Source organism: Alsobacter sp. KACC 23698, from assembly GCF_045348435.1.
Classification (GTDB): Bacteria; Pseudomonadota; Alphaproteobacteria; order Rhizobiales; family Beijerinckiaceae; genus Alsobacter.
Map to the genome: position 1 here is coordinate 3,727,911 of NZ_CP157484.1, position 15,803 is coordinate 3,743,713.

At 60.6% G+C, this 15,803-nt stretch carries 13 protein-coding genes; all 13 read left to right on the plus strand.

The genetic code is table 11. The features are described 5' to 3' along the window. The first annotated feature begins 272 nt into the window (after window positions 1-272). The 13 genes from ABEG18_RS17780 to ABEG18_RS17840 all read left to right on the plus strand — a co-directional run bounded on the left by ABEG18_RS17780 (window position 273) and on the right by ABEG18_RS17840 (window position 15,801). Window positions 273-509: a helix-turn-helix domain-containing protein gene (locus ABEG18_RS17780; protein ID WP_406854379.1), complete on the plus strand. Its 237-nt coding sequence runs from the start codon at window positions 273-275 to the stop codon at window positions 507-509. A 232-nt stretch (window positions 510-741) separates the two neighbouring features. Further along, window positions 742-1,578: an HGGxSTG domain-containing protein gene (locus ABEG18_RS17785; protein ID WP_406854380.1), complete on the plus strand. Its 837-nt coding sequence runs from the start codon at window positions 742-744 to the stop codon at window positions 1,576-1,578. 263 nt (window positions 1,579-1,841) lie between these two features. After that, window positions 1,842-2,558 carry a DUF3102 domain-containing protein gene (locus ABEG18_RS17790; RefSeq protein WP_406854381.1) on the plus strand — a complete coding sequence of 239 codons (717 nt, stop codon included), beginning with the start codon at window positions 1,842-1,844 and terminating at the stop codon, window positions 2,556-2,558. Window positions 2,559-2,825: 267 nt separating this feature from the next. Continuing rightward, window positions 2,826-3,638, plus strand: coding sequence for a toprim domain-containing protein (locus tag ABEG18_RS17795; RefSeq protein ID WP_406854382.1), 813 nt, complete (start codon window positions 2,826-2,828; stop codon window positions 3,636-3,638). Next, entirely contained in the window at window positions 3,619-4,938 is a 1,320-nt protein-coding gene (locus tag ABEG18_RS17800) for a VapE domain-containing protein (RefSeq protein ID WP_406854383.1), read from the plus strand. The genes ABEG18_RS17795 and ABEG18_RS17800 overlap by 20 nt, the downstream gene beginning before the upstream one ends. Before the next feature lie 544 nt (window positions 4,939-5,482). Beyond that, window positions 5,483-5,635 carry a hypothetical protein gene (locus tag ABEG18_RS17805; protein WP_406854384.1) on the plus strand — a complete coding sequence of 51 codons (153 nt, stop codon included), beginning with the start codon at window positions 5,483-5,485 and terminating at the stop codon, window positions 5,633-5,635. A gap of 536 nt (window positions 5,636-6,171) precedes the next feature. Further along, window positions 6,172-6,720 (plus strand): recombinase family protein, encoded by a 549-nt coding sequence (locus ABEG18_RS17810; protein WP_406854385.1) that lies wholly within the window; start codon window positions 6,172-6,174, stop codon window positions 6,718-6,720. Window positions 6,721-7,024: 304 nt separating this feature from the next. After that, window positions 7,025-7,276: a methylation-associated defense system helix-turn-helix domain-containing protein MAD1 gene (gene mads1 / locus ABEG18_RS17815; protein ID WP_406854386.1), complete on the plus strand. Its 252-nt coding sequence runs from the start codon at window positions 7,025-7,027 to the stop codon at window positions 7,274-7,276. Continuing rightward, complete coding sequence (locus ABEG18_RS17820; protein ID WP_406854387.1) at window positions 7,269-8,366, plus strand: DNA cytosine methyltransferase; 1,098 nt, start codon at window positions 7,269-7,271, stop codon at window positions 8,364-8,366. The genes mads1 and ABEG18_RS17820 overlap by 8 nt, the downstream gene beginning before the upstream one ends. Window positions 8,367-8,379: 13 nt before the next feature. Further along, the gene (locus ABEG18_RS17825) at window positions 8,380-8,778 is read left to right on the plus strand and encodes a very short patch repair endonuclease (protein ID WP_406854388.1); all 399 of its coding nucleotides are present in this window, start codon (window positions 8,380-8,382) and stop codon (window positions 8,776-8,778) included. Next, complete coding sequence (gene drmD, locus ABEG18_RS17830) at window positions 8,769-11,888, plus strand: DISARM system SNF2-like helicase DrmD (RefSeq protein ID WP_406854389.1); 3,120 nt, start codon at window positions 8,769-8,771, stop codon at window positions 11,886-11,888. The genes ABEG18_RS17825 and drmD overlap by 10 nt, the downstream gene beginning before the upstream one ends. Continuing rightward, window positions 11,885-15,577, plus strand: a complete 3,693-nt coding sequence (locus ABEG18_RS17835) for an Eco57I restriction-modification methylase domain-containing protein (RefSeq protein WP_406854390.1) — start codon at window positions 11,885-11,887, stop codon at window positions 15,575-15,577. The genes drmD and ABEG18_RS17835 overlap by 4 nt, the downstream gene beginning before the upstream one ends. Window positions 15,578-15,666: 89 nt before the next feature. Continuing rightward, window positions 15,667-15,801 (plus strand): hypothetical protein, encoded by a 135-nt coding sequence (locus ABEG18_RS17840; protein ID WP_406854391.1) that lies wholly within the window; start codon window positions 15,667-15,669, stop codon window positions 15,799-15,801. Window positions 15,802-15,803: the final 2 nt, after the last annotated feature.

The following is a 15,803-nucleotide window of genomic DNA, read 5'->3' on the forward strand; positions in this document are numbered from 1 at the left end:
GCCTCATCCCGAATACGCCAAACCGGCAAACGAGCAATTTTCAAGGAGCTGACGGGTCGGTTCAAGAGAGAGGCTGTGTACGCCGAGGTTAAAAGGCTCTTCGGCGCGCGCCGTGCGGGGAGGCCACCGAAGAGGCGATAAGCCGGCGAGCCTTGTAGCAAATGTGCAGGAAAATGTGCCAGGTTTTTGCCGTTGTACATTTGCACATTTGGACAACGGTGCTCACCCGAGGATAAGAAAGAGCTGTCTCATATAGCTGGAGATAGTTCGGTATGAGCCACCTCACTCAGCCCAACATTAACCCGTTCGCATTCCGCATCAACGACGCTGTGCGTTACTCTGGCCTCAGTCGCTCTACTCTTTACTCACTTGAAAGCCGAGGTGAGCTGCGGATGATCAAAGCGGCCGGACGTCGCCTGATACTCCGCTCCGACCTCGAGGCCTTCCTTGCTTCGAACCGGCGGTGGGCGGCCGGCCTGAGCAGCGGGGCCGTGTCGAATGAACCGTGACGCGCTGCCATCAATCGCCGAAACCGTTTCAACCGATCGTGTCGTCGGCTCGCCGCCACAACTCCATCCCGTGGCCCTGACCGCTGCTGAGCAGCGCCAGCCGAATTCAGAACGGTCAGCCAGAGCGACGCCAGCCGAATTTTGCCCGCGGCGCAACGAGCGGCTCGGGCGGGATCCTCAGGGTCGCAGCCCAGCCCCGCCGCACCGAACAACTCGGGCGGAACGCCGCGCTATGCGCGACGCTCGATTCAAGAAGAGCGTCATCCAAGTGCCGGAGGTGCGGCTCGGCGAGACCGCCACAGGGCAGCCGATCATCAAGCCGCGTCATGACGACATAGAGGGATGGTTTCTCGTCGCGCGTCGAGCCTTCGGAACCGTGTCCGACAGCTTCGTCCAAACGCAGCTCCGCTTCCTTTCACGCGGTCTGCGGACGGCGATGTTCGGGGAGAGCACGGATGAGATCGAGATGAATGCCGCCTTGGCCTTCATCTCGGGCATTCAGCCGACAAGCGAGCTGGAAGCAGTCCTGGCCACGCAGATGGCCCTCACGAATGTCGTCGCGATGCGCCTCCTCGGGCGCACGAGCGTAACGGATCCAACGCTCCCTCACTTCGCTCCGACGGGCGTGGTCACAGCCAAATTCCTCAGGGCTTTCGCGGGGCAGGTCGAGGCGCTCGCGAAGCTGCGCCGCCCGGCGGTGCAGACGGTCCGGGTGGAAAGGGTAACTGTCGAGGCCGGGGGCCAAGCGGTCGTCGGGCTGATCAACAACCGCAGCCAGCCCCGGAGGGGGGCAAGAAACTCGCGAGGCGACCCCATGGAGCGTCCGACGAATGAGCCTGCCAGCTTGCGCAGCGCCCCACGTTGCGGAGCCAGGACGCGCGCCGGCGAGCCCTGCCGGAAGCCGGCGATTAAAGGGAAGAAGCGCTGCCGGCTGCATGGCGGTGCGCCTGGGAGCGGCGGCCCGACCGGCGACCGCAACGGGGCCTACCGGCACGGCCAGGAAACGCGAACCGCAGTGGAGGGTCGGCGCGCCGTGTCCGCTCTGCTGCGGCATCTAAAGCCGGGTTAAGCGAAGCGCCCCGCGCCAGCCCCGTATCCCGAGTTCGACGACATCGACCTCCCCGCGCTCAAAATACGCCGGCCATAAGGTGTGCCGCAAACTCGTCTCTGGCAGGCCCGCTCCCAGTGCGCCGCTTTGCGCAGAAAGGATGCAACCCAGCCGGTCCGCTGGTCTGCAATGCCCAGCACAGGAGACCCCTGTTCCGGGCCACAAACAAACTCGGCCAGTGCGAGGCAGCGTCACCTATCGATTGAAAATCCCAGGAGGACGGCATGATCCGAAAAGAGCCCAAAACGCGAGGTGAGCCCCCGATGCTTCTTGCGGCTGGAGTCCCTAACTGCGGGTTCGAGTATTCGAACCTCCCCAAAGAGATTGCTTTGGTGGCCAAGCGGGCAGCCGACTCCGTCCGGGCGAAAATCAAAAACTCCACCTTGGAGATTGGCCGTGAACTTTGCGCCGTGAAGGAGACGCTCCCTCATGGGCAGTTCGGCCGGTGGATCGAATTGGAGTTTGGGATGACCATGCGATCGGCGCAGAATTACATGAGCGCCTTCACTCAGTTTGGCGACAAACACGAAATCCTTGCGCATTTGCCGATTACGACCGTCTACCTCCTTGCTGCTCCTTCTACACCCGCGGCTGTCCGGGAAAAGGTGATCGAGGAGACTGAAGCAGGAGCTCGCTTGACCGCAAAGGGGGTCGCCAAGCTCATCCGTGAAGCAAAGGACGAGGATGGGGAGGTCCGCAGGAAAGCCGCAGCGCCACCGAAAGGTGAGCCGGCTCTCGGCCAGGATGAGGATCCAACGCCAGATCCCAATGACGCTGGCTTGCGTGACGATCGGCAAGCCGCCGTTCACCGCGCGGTGGAACTGCTCCGTCGGGAACTCGATGGAACCGCCTTTGAGACCCTCCTCGAACTTCTGGACCGCGCCGGCCAGCTCGGAGCCGATGATATTCGTGGTGCGATGACGTCCGCTCCGTCCGGCTGAACGCGCGTCCAACTGTACCTCTTCCGCAGCAGAACTTCGCCTCCGAGCATCGCTCGAATTGAGGCACTTCGCCCGGGGCCCATTCTCAGAGGCGTCATGGCAGCATATCCCCTTCACTCGGCGGGGCCCTGTTGCGCGAAGGAAATCGCGCAGCAACTCGCGCCGTACATGGTCGCTGTTGTTCAGAACTTCCGGGGTCCGGCTAGCATCCGAAATCCGAGCCGGCGCGAGGTCCGATGGGGCACCTATGGAAGCTTGGTGGTGTACATGTCCGGCTCGTGGCGCTGGTATGACTTCGAGCTCGGCAATGGCGGAGATGTGCTCGATTTCATCCAGCATGAGACCGGCGGCACCCTCCGCGATGCACTGATTTGGGCCAAGCAGTGGAGAGCGGGGCTGCCGGTTGGGGCCAGACACGCAAACTCCCCTGCGGTGGACGTGGATGCGTCCATAGGCCGGAGTAGGTTGCGGCTAGCGCTGAAAATTTGGAGGGAAAGCGTCAGCGCAGACGGCACTCTCGCGGCAGCCTATTTGGCCCAGCGTGGTCTTTCACCATCGACAGCTACTCGGTTCCATGCCGCCTGTGCGATGAAGGTCTCAGAAGGGCGCTATGAGCCCTTCCCAGCCATGGTCCATTCCATGGTGGACATCACCACGGGCCAAATGCGTGCCGTTCATCGGACGTTTCTGAGCTACGACGGTCGAAAGATTGCGAATATCGCGAAGCGAGTCCTCGGATCCTCATCCGGAACCGCCGTCGACCTCTGCCCCGAAGTAGAGGTCACCACTGGCCTGGGGATCACTGAGGGCGTCGAGACGGGACTTACTCTCGTTCAAAGGGGCTGGAGACCCGTTTGGGCGCTGGGCAGCGCCGGAGCCATCGCCCGCTTCCCGGTGCTCCCCGGTGTGGAGGCTCTGACGATCTTTGCTGACCACGACATGGCGGGACTCAGCGCCGCTCGCGATTGCGCAACGCGGTGGCTGAAGGCTGGTCGTGAGTGCCGGATCATCCCGCCGCGTTCGCCTGGGCAGGACTGGAACGACGTGATCAGGACGACCGATGATGTCTCCGAACCCTGAGGACCTTCTGAACACGCATGGCACCGTTATTCCGATCACAGCAGCCGCAGAGATGCGCGATCGCAAGCAGCGGCCGCCAGCGTCGGTCGTATTTGTCAGGAGCGACTGGCCAAGTCGCTGCCACACGTCTAACCGGCAGCATTCCAATCTTGCCAACGCGCTGCACGCCCTGCGAGAAGACCCAGTTCTCGAAAACTGCTTCGCTCAAGACGAGATGGCTTGCGCAGCTATGCTGGTCGCGCCGTTGCCTTGGGCCGAAGCTAGTCCATTCGAGCGGCGGCGTGTTACGGATTTCGACGTCGGCGTTGTTCAGGAATATCTCCAGCTTGCCGGACTCCCGCGCTTGACCAAAGACACCGTTCACCAGGCGGTCGAGCTCCGCGCCAAGGAAAGCGCCGCCCACCCCGTCCGAGATTATCTCAACGCCTTGCATTGGGACGGACAGTCCCGCCTTCAGACTTGGCTCACTACTTACCTCGGAGTTATCGAGGACGCTTACGCCAAACAAGTGGGCATCATGTTCATGGTGGCAATGGTAGCTCGGGTGTTTGAGCCTGGCTGCAAATGCGACTACATGCTCGTGCTCGAAGGTGCGCAGGGGACAAGAAAATCAACTGCCTGCAAAATCCTCGGCAGCGATTGGTTCTCCGACAGCTTGCCTGAGATCACCAGTGGTAAAGATGTGGCTCAACATCTGCCTGGGAAATGGCTGATCGAAGTGGCTGAGATGTCCGCTATGTCGCGCGCGGAGAGCGCCTGCCTCAAAGCTTTCATCAGCCGACCTGTCGAGCGATACCGGCCTAGCTATGGCCGTCGAGAGGTTGAGCAGCCCCGCCAATGTGTCTTCATCGGCACCACAAATGAGGGAGTTTATCTCCAAGACAAAACTGGTGGGCGTCGGTTCTGGCCAGTGAAGGTCGGACAAATCGATACCGAAGCGCTGGCGCATGATCGAGACCAGTTGTTCGCCGAAGCGCTCTGCCTTTATCGCGATGGAAGACGGTGGTGGCCGGACGACGCGTTCGAACGTGAGAATATAGCACCACAGCAGGAGGCTCGCTTGGAAATAGATCCTTGGGAAGAGCTAATCGTGAATCATCTGAAAAGCGTGTCTAAAGTCACCGTCACGGGAATTGCGCGCGAAATTCTAGGTTTCGATATCTCACGGATCGGAACGCGTGAACAAAGGCGAATCTCTGCTGTGCTCGAGCGCTCAGGGTGGGAGCGGCGCAAGTCGGGCTCTGAAGGCCGCTATTGGGTCCCGTCACGCAAGGACGGCGCAGACTGGCCTACTGATTGAGACGTAGCGAACCGAGGCTCCCCCTGACAGGAGCCCACCGGCGCGTCGGAGCTTCCCTGACAAGAGGATCTTGTCTACGCGGCTGATGCGGACGCGCGGCCGCAAACCGAGGACCTGGGCTGGTGGGCGATGGCGAGGAAAGTGACCCAGCAAGGTGACGCAACTCGTAATAGATCCCGTTCCTTGCTGATCAGAGTGACGCAGGGACGCAGGGTGACGCGAAAGTCCATAGAGGCCATCTCACTTAGTTCAGCAGTCCGAAGCTCGGTGGGTCACCTTGCGTCCCTGCGTCCCCGAGGCCGACTTGAAGGATTGGCGAAGCTGAAGGGCGCTCTCATGCTCGCGCCTAATCCGTTTTAAAAACTAAGCTAAGTTGGGTTTTGGTGACCTGCCCCCACGCGTCGGTCGTGAAGCAGGGTTGGCGCTTCGAGGCATGGTCGAGAAACCTCAACCGCAGTAGAACGGCGGCGCGAGGTTACCGCGCTACTCCGAATTCTTAGCCCGGCCAGACATTGACGAAACCTGGACACAGCACGAGATCGCAATGATCAACCAAAAGCAACAAAACGAGAGCGATGCCTACGCGTCTTTCGCAGACGGGGAAATTCGCCCGGCTGCGATGCATCGTCTGTTGAGCACCACGGTTTCGATCTACGTCTTCAACCACAGCGGCAACGAGGTCGTTCGCCTAGTCTAGACAGGGCTGACGCACTCACCTTGCCCTACTGGGAGCCCGCAGTGACTCGAGCGGAATATCCTCAGCCATATCGCCACCTCACTGGGTGGAGTGCGATTTTGAAACAGTATCTTGCGCCCATATCGAAAACAGAATGCAGCCCGAAGCCGCAGGAGAGTCGCGGACTTGCGCCTTGGACCACACGGCCATCATCACGGCCCCATCTTGCTCAATTGCGAGCAGCACGCACTGGCTCCGGACACATTGCAACTCAACAGAACATTTCCCGTCCCTCACATGATTATAATCGTAAATTTGTCTGATAAATTAAGAAATTCAGAAAAATAATTTTCAATAAGGACCAAAATCAACCGCTCTAAGTTGGGCTGCTGAAACCGCCGAACCGAGTGCTTCGTGAGACTGTGAATTCGCACGTTTACAGGCTTCCAGAGGTCCTGATGGCTGTCTACGCTTACACCCGGGTCAGCACCGATCGGCAAGCCAACGACGGCGAAAGCCTCGACGTCTAGGAGCGCACGGTCAGCGGCTATGCGCTGATGCTCGGGCTCAAGGTGGAGCAGACATTCGTGGAGCGCGGCGTCTCCGGCTCTAAGCCGCTGATCGAGCGCGCGGCCGGCGGCGAGCTGCTGGCGATCCTGCGTGCCGGGGACGTGGTGATCACCCCGAAGCTTGACCGCATGTTTCGTAGCGCTAACGACGCCCTGCGCAACCTGGAGCACCTGGCGCGGCTCGGCGTGCACCTCCACATGATCGACCTGGGCAGCGACGTCACGGTTAACGGCATCGCCAAGCTGGTATTCACGATTCTCTCCGCCGTAGCCGAAGCCGAGCGCGACCGGATCCGCGAGCGCGTATCCACTGCCAAGGCCGACCAGAAGAGTAGAAAGCGCTACCTTGGTGGCTCCGTCCCCTTCGGCTACAGCGTCGCCGCCGGAGCCTTGATCGAGAACCCTGCCGAACAGGAGGCGATCCGCGCGATGGCTGAGGCGCGTGAGGCTGGGAAGTCTCTTCGCGCGATCTCTGCCGACATCGCCCTCATCGGGGCCATCCGCCTCTGGATCAGGCATTTTGTCAACATGGCCTAGAAATGCACAGGCTGAATGGTATCGGATTGAGTACCAGCAAAAATAGGCATGATCGTGCTGCGGGGCCGAGCGTTCTCATTCCCCGCTTCTCTCTTCGCCAAGACCGATTTTCGGACCAAGTGGTCGAGCTTGCCCCGCGGGTCGCTTAGTCTCACGCGCCTCCCATCAAGCCGCGCCAGCCGAACTCCCTAATCCGATCAAATTCCACTAAACCAGAGCAAACCAGCTTCATTTCGGTTTACTTTCGGCCGACAGGGTGAGATGCTCGAACCCTGAATCAGACTGGCTGATGAAGGGCCGAACCATGTCCGATCGCTGGGTCTCCGTGGAGGAGATCGCTGAATATCTCGGTGTCAGCAAAGACACGGTCTATGGCTGGATCGCGAAGAAGGACATGCCGGCCCACAAGGTCGGAAGGCTTTGGAAGTTCAAGACAGACGAAGTCGATGATTGGGTGAGGAACGGAAAAGCATCGGACGATCAAAAGGAAAGCGAAGCGGCCGAGGCCAGTTCACAGAAGGGGAAGCATGCGGGGGGAGAGAAAGCGGATGGCTGATGTCGCGTGCGTCGACCTTTTTTGCGGGGCCGGAGGGCTCACGCATGGCCTGATCTCGGAGGGCGTCAAGGTCGTCGCGGGTATTGACGTCGATGAAGCCTGCCGCCACCCCTTCGAAGCGAACAACGCAGCGCGCTTCATCAACGAAGACGTGGGGCGCCTAGCTCCCAAGCGCCTCAACGAGTTGTTCGGTAATGCCGAAGTCCGGGTGCTCGCCGGTTGCGCCCCTTGTCAGCCGTTCTCGACCTATGCCCAGCGTTATGATGTCGTCGGAAGCCTCCGCTGGGGCTTGCTCTACCAGTTCGGACGACTGATCAAAGCCACACGTCCTGACTTGGTCACGATGGAGAATGTGCCTTCGGTCGCCAAGCACGCGGTGTTCGATGACTTCGTCGAGACCCTGCAGAAGATTGGGTACCACGTCCACCAAGGGGTGGTTGATTGCTCGCTGTATGGGCTGCCGCAGAACCGCCGGCGCATGGTGCTGCTGGCCTCCCGACGCGGCCCCATTGAGCTGGTCGCCCCGAGGCATGATAGCCCGGCGACCGTTCGCGCGGCGATCGGCAAACTCGCGCCGATAGCTCAGGGTGGGACCCATCCGAAGGATCCACTGCATGCCGCGTCAAAGCTCTCCGACCTGAACCTCGAAAGAATTCGTGCGTCTCGTCCCGGCGGCACGTGGCGTGACTGGCCAAAGTATCTCGTCGCCGACTGCCATCGTCGTGAGACGGGCCATACGTACCCGGGCGTTTACGGCCGGATGGTCTGGGACGAACCCGCGCCGACCTTGACGACCCAGTTCTATGGCTTTGGGAACGGACGGTTTGGACATCCCGAGCAAGACCGCGCGATCTCTCTGCGTGAGGGCGCAATTCTGCAAGGCTTCCCCAAGTCCTATTCCTTCATACCCGACGGGGCTCCCGTTCATTTTAAGGCCTTGGGACGGATGATTGGAAATGCGGTTCCGGTCACTCTAGGCGAGGTGATCGGCCGGAGCATCGCAGCCCATCTCGGGATCAAGGCCGAAAAGGCGAAGAGAAAGAAGAAGGGAGCCGTGGCGGATGACGCGCGTAAGTCCCTCGTCGCATGACGCAAGTCGTCGGATGGCCCGCGTGCGACAGAAAGGCACGCGATCGGAGATCGACCTCCGCAGGATTCTGCATGCCAAGGGCCTGCGCTATCGCCTCCACCTTCCGCTCCTGACGAAGCCGAGACGCGTCGCAGATATCGTCTTCCCCAGCGCGAGGATCGCTGTGTTCGTCGACGGATGCTTCTGGCACGGGTGTCCCGAGCACGCATCTTGGCCGAAGAGCAATGCGGATTTCTGGCGGGAGAAGATCGAAACCAATCGATCCAGGGATGCCGATACCGATCAGCGGCTGAACGCACTTGGTTGGAAGACGGTCCGGATCTGGGAACACGAAGACGCCCGCGAAGCCGCGAACCGCATCGCCGAACTCGTCGACGCGCGCAAGAAGAATGGGGCCCATCTATGTCGATGACCGCGGATGAAATGGTGGCCAATGTCGCCCACGCCACTGCGCCTGAGCCTGGCCAGCTGGTCGAGGCTCGCCGCCGCCAATGGATCGTCTCCGAGGTCGATGGCGGTTCGGTTGCCCCCGGACTGCCCAAGCGGCATCTTGTCCGGCTGGCTTCGATCGACGAGGATGCGCTGGGTGAAGAGATCGAAGTTCTCTGGGAACTGGAGCCCGGGGCGCATGTGATTGAGCGGGCCGGACTGCCGCGCATGACCGGTCTGGACGACCCCTCAACGCTTCAGGCTTTCCTTGACGCAGTGGTTTGGGGCGCTGCGACGAACGCGGATCGCGGCTATCTGCAGGCGCCATTCCGCAGCGGCGTCAGCATTGAGGACTACCAGCTGGATCCGCTCGTGCGCGCGATCGACATGGCGCGCACCAATCTGCTGATCGCCGACGACGTCGGCCTCGGGAAAACCATCGAGGCCGGACTCGTCGTTCAAGAGATGCTGCTGCGACACCGCGCCCGCACCGTTCTCGTGCTTTGCCCGGCCTCGTTGCAGGAAAAGTGGCGCGTCGAGATGCAGGAGAAGTTCGGACTGGAGTTCCGGATCGTCGATACGGAATACGTCAAGCGTCTGCGCCGCGAGCGAGGCCTGCATGCCAATCCGTGGACGTCTTTTCCCCGTCTCATCACGTCGATGGACTGGGCCAAGCAGGGTGAAGGCTTGCGCCTTCTGCGGGACGCATTGCCCCCGCACGTCAGCCATCCCAGGAAGTTCGACCTGCTGATAATCGACGAGGCTCACAATGTTGCCCCGACCGTCGGGCGCTATGCTGTCGAAAGCCTCAGGACACGGCTGGTTCGTCTGGCCGCACCACATTTCCAGCACAAGCTGTTTCTCACCGCCACGCCGCACGATGGTTACACCGAATCCTTCACCGCACTCCTCGAACTCCTCGATGATCAGCGGTTCGCGAGAAACGTCCTCCCAAGTGATCCCCAACTCGCCCGGGTGATGGTCCGTCGGCTGAAGAGCGATCTGGTCGATGCGAATGGCAAGCGCATTTACCCCGAGCGGCGGCTCGACGCGCTGCCGGTGGAGTATAGCGAAGACGAGAGGGATGCCCGGCGGCAGCTGGAAGCATACATCAAGAGCCGCGAAAGCGGTGCCGATGGAGGACGGGCCGTCGATCACTTCGTGCACCAATTGCTGCGCAAGCGCCTATCATCGTCCCCTGCGGCGTTCGCAGCCACACTGGAGCGGCATATCGCAACGATCGAAGGACGGGCGTCCAGCGAGCGCAGCCAGAAGAAATTCGATGACCGTATCCTCCGACGGGCGATAGCGAAGACGGAGGAAGACTACGCGGACGACGCCCAGCGGGACACCGCCGAGGCCGAAGCGATCGAGGAAGCCGGCAAACACGTTCGACCACCAACCGACGAACAACGTCGCATGCTCGACCGGCTGCGCTCATGGGCCCAACAAGCGGCCCGTCGAACGGATGCCAAGGCTACCGCCGTGCTGGACTGGCTGGCCAAACACCTGAAGGAAGGTGACAGGTGGACGAACGAGCGGGTGATCCTGTTCACCGAGTACCGCGCCACTCAGCAGTGGATGCAGGAGATCCTCGCGGCCCAAGGTTTCGGGGCAGAGCGACTGGCTCTGATCTATGGCGGCATGGACCCGAAGGAACGCGAGGCCGTTAAAGCTGCGTTCCAGGCCAACCCATCGGACTCCCCAGTGAGAATTCTGCTAGCGACCGATGCTGCCTCCGAGGGTATCGATCTCCAGAACCATTGCCATCTGATGATCCACCTAGAAATTCCATACAACCCGAATGTGATGGAGCAACGGAACGGCCGCATCGACCGTCATGGGCAACGAGCCAGCGAAGTCGTCATCTGGCACCCAGTGGATACCGAGGGTAGCCACGGGGACGATATCTTGCGTGCGCTTCGCAAAATGGACTCGATGCGCGCCGACATGGGTAGCGTGAACCCGGTCATCGCGCCTCAACTGCCCGACCTTCTCGAGGGTCGCCGCCGCGATCTCGACACGCGGCAAGCCGAGGCCCGGATAGAGAAATCCCGCCGCTTCGTGAAGGTCGAGCGCGATCTTCGCGAGCGCGTTGCCAAACTTCACGACCGGCTGAACGAGACTCGGCGCGAGCAGAGCTTGCTGCCCGATCATATCGAGCGAGCGGTACGCACCGCGTTGCGTCTCGCGGACAAACCCGACTTGGAGCCCGTTTCGCTGGCTGGTGCATCGGATGGCACGGTCTTTCGAATGCCGCCGCTCTCGGGTTCCTGGTCTCAATGCCTCGAGGGGCTCGAACACCCCTATACCCAGAAGGTCCGCCCCATCACCTTCGACCATGATGTCGCCAAGGGCCGTGATGACGTCGTCCTCGTCCACCTAAACCACCGGTTGGTACAGATGAGTCTCCGGCTACTTCGCGCGGAGATCTGGGCGCGTGACGACGTGAAGAAGCTGCACCGTGTGGCAGTTCGCTCGCTTCCGGATGGGCGGATCGATGGACCGGCCGTCGTGGTTATGTCGCGGCTCGTCGTGACCGGCGGGAACCATCACCGTTTGCATGAAGAGCTCACGGAGGCCGGCGGCTATCTGCGAGATGCTGGCTTCCGGCGGGAGGAACGGGTTACGGAGATTCGCCGCTGGCTGGAGGAATCGCAACCCGCAGACCTGTCGGATGCGACGTTCGACGCCTTGCGGACGCGCTTCGACAAGCAGCGTGATTCCGTTCTGGCGGCCGTCGAGGCGCGCTCGAAGGACCGATTGCGTTTCCTCGTGAACACGATCGATACCCGGAAGCGCAAGGAGGCCGAGGACATCCGCCAAGTCCTGGACGATCTCGAACGAGCGCTGAAGACCGAGATCGCCGCGGAACAGCAACCCCTGCAACTCTCTCTGTTCTCCGAGGACGAACGCACTCAGCTCAAGCGCGACCGGGCGGCCCTCGAAGCACGGCTGGCCCGGATCCCGAAGGAGCGCGAGCAGGAACTGCGAGCGATCGAGGAACGGCACTCCAACGCCATCGAGCATACTTTCCCTGTGGCCGTGGTGCTGCTGGTTCCGAACTCCCTCGCGACGGAGAAGCGCGGATGAGCAACGATCACGAATGGCTGAACCTCGTCGAAGTCTCCGGGCCCTTCCTGGCGGTGCCCGTACTGAGGGATGTCTTTCCGCAGGGTCTCGAAGCTCTGCCTTCCGGGCGGCCCCAGCGGCTGCGTCGAACCTATGAGGAATGGCGCGACGCGGTCGACATGGACGACCTCGACCTTTCGGCGCTGCACGCGGCCTGGATCGACGACGTACTGCTTACTGCGCTGGAGATGGATGGCGCAGTGTTGCGCAAGGACCTGGCTCTGCCCGAGCGCCTGACGATCTCAATGCCCGAACACGGTGTTACGATTGCTCCCGATCTGGCGGTCGTGAATCCGACGAACTCCGACGAACCACTCCTGCTCATCCACGTCTACGCGCCCGACACTGATCTCGACGCGACGCGCCGCTTCGATGGCCTCGCAATCACGCCGGCCGACCGGATGGTCGCTCTGCTCCGGGCGACGGGATGTTCCACTGGAATCGTTACGAATGGCGAGCGCTGGATGCTCGTACACGCGCCCGTCGGCGCCGTGGCAGGCTTCGCGAGCTGGTATGCGCGTCTCTGGGGTCAGGAACCGGAAACGCTTCGCGCATTCGTCAGCCTTCTGGGCGTCCGTCGTTTCTTCGGGCCCGACGAAGGCAAGCTGCCGGCGCTTTATGAGCGGTCCCTGAAGCACCAGGATGACGTCACCGAAGCGCTCGGCGAGCAGGTCCGGCGCGCCGTCGAAGTGCTCGTTCAGGCTCTCGACCGCGCCGACCAGGACCGTAATCGCGAGCTCTTGCGCGACGTAGATCCGCGAGAGCTCTACGAGGCCGGCCTGACGGTCATGATGCGGCTCGTCTTCCTGTTGGCGGCCGAGGAACGCGCCCTGCTGCTGCTCAGCGATCCGCGTTACGACTCCTTCTACGCCATCTCCAGCCTCCGGATGCAGCTGCGCGCCGATTCCGAAGAGATCCTTGAGCGTCGCCGATCCGCCTGGTCGCGGTTGCTCGCCCTGTTTCGCGGCGTATATGGCGGGATCGATCATCCGACGCTGCGGCTTCCGGCGCTCGGCGGTTCGCTGTTCGACCCGGATCGCTATCCATTTCTCGAAGGGCGGAAGAAGGGTACGAGTTGGCGGAGCGATCCGGCCGAACCCCTGCCGATCGACGACCGCACCGTTCTACTGCTGTTGGACGCGATCCAGATCTTCGAGGGGCGCACGCTGTCCTACCGGGCGCTCGACGTTGAGCAGATCGGTCACGTCTATGAGGGTCTCCTCGAGCGCACGGTGAAGCGCGTCGACGACGTCACGCTGGAACTCGACAGCGGCGCGAAGGCGAAGAGTCCGCGCGTCACGCTCGGCGAGATGGAGTCGGCTCGGCTTGATGGCCCAGCGAAAGTGGCCGAACTGCTCAAGGAGCGGAGCGAACGCTCGGACTCCGCCATCCGCAACGCCCTTGAGCGAGCGGCCGATGATCGTCTCGCCGCACGTCTGCTCACCGTCTGTCGTGGCGACATCGGTCTGCGTGACCGAATTCTGCCCTGCGCGCCCCTTCTGCGGACCGATCCCTGGGGCTATCCACTCGTGCACCACAAGGGCGCCTTCGTTGTCGTGCTCGGCGCCGACCGGCGCGAGAGCGGCACGCACTACACGCCCAAGAGCCTGACGGAAAAAATCGTCGAGGAAACACTGACTCCGGTCGCCTACCGCGGCCCAGCCGAAGGCAAGGCGCCCGAGGAATGGGAACTGAAGAGTGCCGAAGAACTGCTGGACCTGAAAATCTGTGACCCTGCCATGGGGTCCGGAGCCTTCCTGGTGCAGGCGTGCCGGTGGCTCTCGGATCGTCTTGTCGAGGCCTGGTCTGCTACCGAGGCGAGCGGCAAGCAGATCGACAGCGAAGGGCGCATCGTCGAAGACGCCGCCGCCGAGGGCTTCGACCCACTGTCGCAAGACGCGGAGGAACGCGCGATCGTCGCCCGTCGCCTCGTGGCGGAGCGGTGCCTCTATGGCGTAGACAAGAACCCGCTGGCGGTGGAGTTGGCCAAGCTTTCGCTCTGGCTTACAACCATGTCCAAGGGGCGGCCCTTTGGTTTCCTCGACCACAACCTGCGCAGCGGCGACAGCCTGCTCGGGCTCCACGATATTCAGCAACTGATTGAGCTCAGCATGACCCCGAAAGGGTCGAAACAGCTCAGGTTGTTCGGGCGGAGCATTCAGGCAGCGGTCGAAAAGGCCATCGAATTGCGCATACGCCTGCGATCCATCCCAATCCGAGACATCAGTGACGTGGATGCAATGGCAGCACTCGATGGCGAAACGAGGGAAACGCTACAAGCAACATTTCAGGTAGCCGACAGGCTGGTCAAGTCTTCCATCAAACACTCAAAACAAGCGCGCGAACTCCGAGCAAAACTACAGGTTCTTGCCTCCGACGCGGATCAAATGTTCTCGAACGGTGGCAGGACTCCGCGGGAAAGAAAAGAGCATTTCTTTCATTGGCCGCTGGAATATCCTGAGGTTTTTGCCAAGGGCGAGCATGGTTTCGATGCGATAATTGGCAATCCCCCTTATGTTAATGCTGTTGTGCAGTCCGATGCTGATGAGTCTGGCGATCTGAAGAAGTTCCTAACGGTGAATTACGAGTCCGCCAAAGGAAGTTACGACCTTTACATATTGTTCTTTGAGCAAGCTATTCGCATTTGCGGAGGACTGGGAACAATTGGATTCATTGTCCCAAACAAGATATTGAGCGCGGAGTACGCGGAGACACTTCGGGGAATATTCATAAGAGATACCGAAATACAATCTATTTCTGACTACTCGTCAATCAAAGTCTTTTCTGCGAGCGTATATCCAGTAATCTTGGTTTTAAGGAGACAAAAGACAGATGCCGATTGCTCAATTGAGGTGATGCAAAAGGAGCCGCGTCGCCTAGTCGGCCAATCAGCCTTTAAAAAGGCGCCCTCATATCTTTGGGCGTTTATCTTAACAGATTTCGCAGAGCTTATTGAGACCGCATTGCGTGATACGCGGCCGCTCGGCTCTGTTGCTACAGTTTCGGGCGCGGCTACCGTAGCAGAAGCTTATGAAATGAAGTCTGCAATAAGCGAGCTGGGCGCAGGAGAAGTGCCGCCGGGTTTCTGCAAGTTCGTCGTAAGTGGAAACATCCGACCTTTTCGCACGACATGGGATATTGCGCCCGTCCAATATCTGAAAAGTCGATTTGAAAGGCCGGTCGCTAACCTAAGCGAAATCCCGGAGGGTCGCCACGCGCAGGCGCTAAAGCCAAAAGTCATCATTTCGGGAATGGCCAAGCGCCCCGTTGCGGCTCATGACACAAATGGAGAGTACCTATCCGGGAAATCAACTGTAATAATATATGACCCCAGGGTGGAAGTAAATTTAAGCTCTCTAACTGCAATCCTGAACTCAAGACTAGGAGCTCTAATTTACTTTGGGCTATACAGCGGGCTTGCGCTCTCCGGGGGATATTTAAGATTTGGGCCCCCTCAAATCTCCGCATTCCCCATCCCCCAAAAATTGGAGCTGGAAGAGCTCGATACATGCTCATTGGATGAGATCGAAGCGACGATTTGCCGGGCGTACTCCGTGGATCTATCGAGTGTGCGAGCAGCATTCGCAAGAAATTTTGGTGAGGCCGTTGAGACAGAAGGCGAACAAGCGGCAACAGACGACGAAGGATAATTGTCCATGCCTAGACCGAGTAAGGATTTCTTTCTGCTTTGGCAGCGGCTTCAGTCCAAATTGGAGCGCTTCGTTCCTGGCCAAACACGTTGAACATGCTTGCATATGCCGGCAAACCTGAAAGCCAGTTGAATGGCGCGAACAACGATCTGCTGGCAAGTGGCATTGTCGAGCGTCAGGGTGAACGCCGCGGCACCCTCTATCGCATTTCCGAGAGTGATTGAAC

Excerpts from the sequence above, each read along its gene's own strand:
- ABEG18_RS17780 (WP_406854379.1), top strand. The coding sequence starts at position 273 with ATGAGCCACCTCACTCAGCCCAACATTAACCCGTTCGCATTCCGCATC.
- ABEG18_RS17785 (WP_406854380.1), top strand. The coding sequence starts at position 742 with ATGCGCGACGCTCGATTCAAGAAGAGCGTCATCCAAGTGCCGGAGGTG.
- ABEG18_RS17790 (WP_406854381.1), top strand. The coding sequence starts at position 1,842 with ATGATCCGAAAAGAGCCCAAAACGCGAGGTGAGCCCCCGATGCTTCTT.
- ABEG18_RS17795 (WP_406854382.1), top strand. The coding sequence starts at position 2,826 with ATGTCCGGCTCGTGGCGCTGGTATGACTTCGAGCTCGGCAATGGCGGA.
- ABEG18_RS17800 (WP_406854383.1), top strand. The coding sequence starts at position 3,619 with ATGATGTCTCCGAACCCTGAGGACCTTCTGAACACGCATGGCACCGTT.
- ABEG18_RS17805 (WP_406854384.1), top strand. The coding sequence starts at position 5,483 with ATGATCAACCAAAAGCAACAAAACGAGAGCGATGCCTACGCGTCTTTC.
- ABEG18_RS17810 (WP_406854385.1), top strand. The coding sequence starts at position 6,172 with ATGCTCGGGCTCAAGGTGGAGCAGACATTCGTGGAGCGCGGCGTCTCC.
- mads1 (WP_406854386.1), top strand. The coding sequence starts at position 7,025 with ATGTCCGATCGCTGGGTCTCCGTGGAGGAGATCGCTGAATATCTCGGT.
- ABEG18_RS17820 (WP_406854387.1), top strand. The coding sequence starts at position 7,269 with ATGGCTGATGTCGCGTGCGTCGACCTTTTTTGCGGGGCCGGAGGGCTC.
- ABEG18_RS17825 (WP_406854388.1), top strand. The coding sequence starts at position 8,380 with ATGGCCCGCGTGCGACAGAAAGGCACGCGATCGGAGATCGACCTCCGC.
- drmD (WP_406854389.1), top strand. The coding sequence starts at position 8,769 with ATGTCGATGACCGCGGATGAAATGGTGGCCAATGTCGCCCACGCCACT.
- ABEG18_RS17835 (WP_406854390.1), top strand. The coding sequence starts at position 11,885 with ATGAGCAACGATCACGAATGGCTGAACCTCGTCGAAGTCTCCGGGCCC.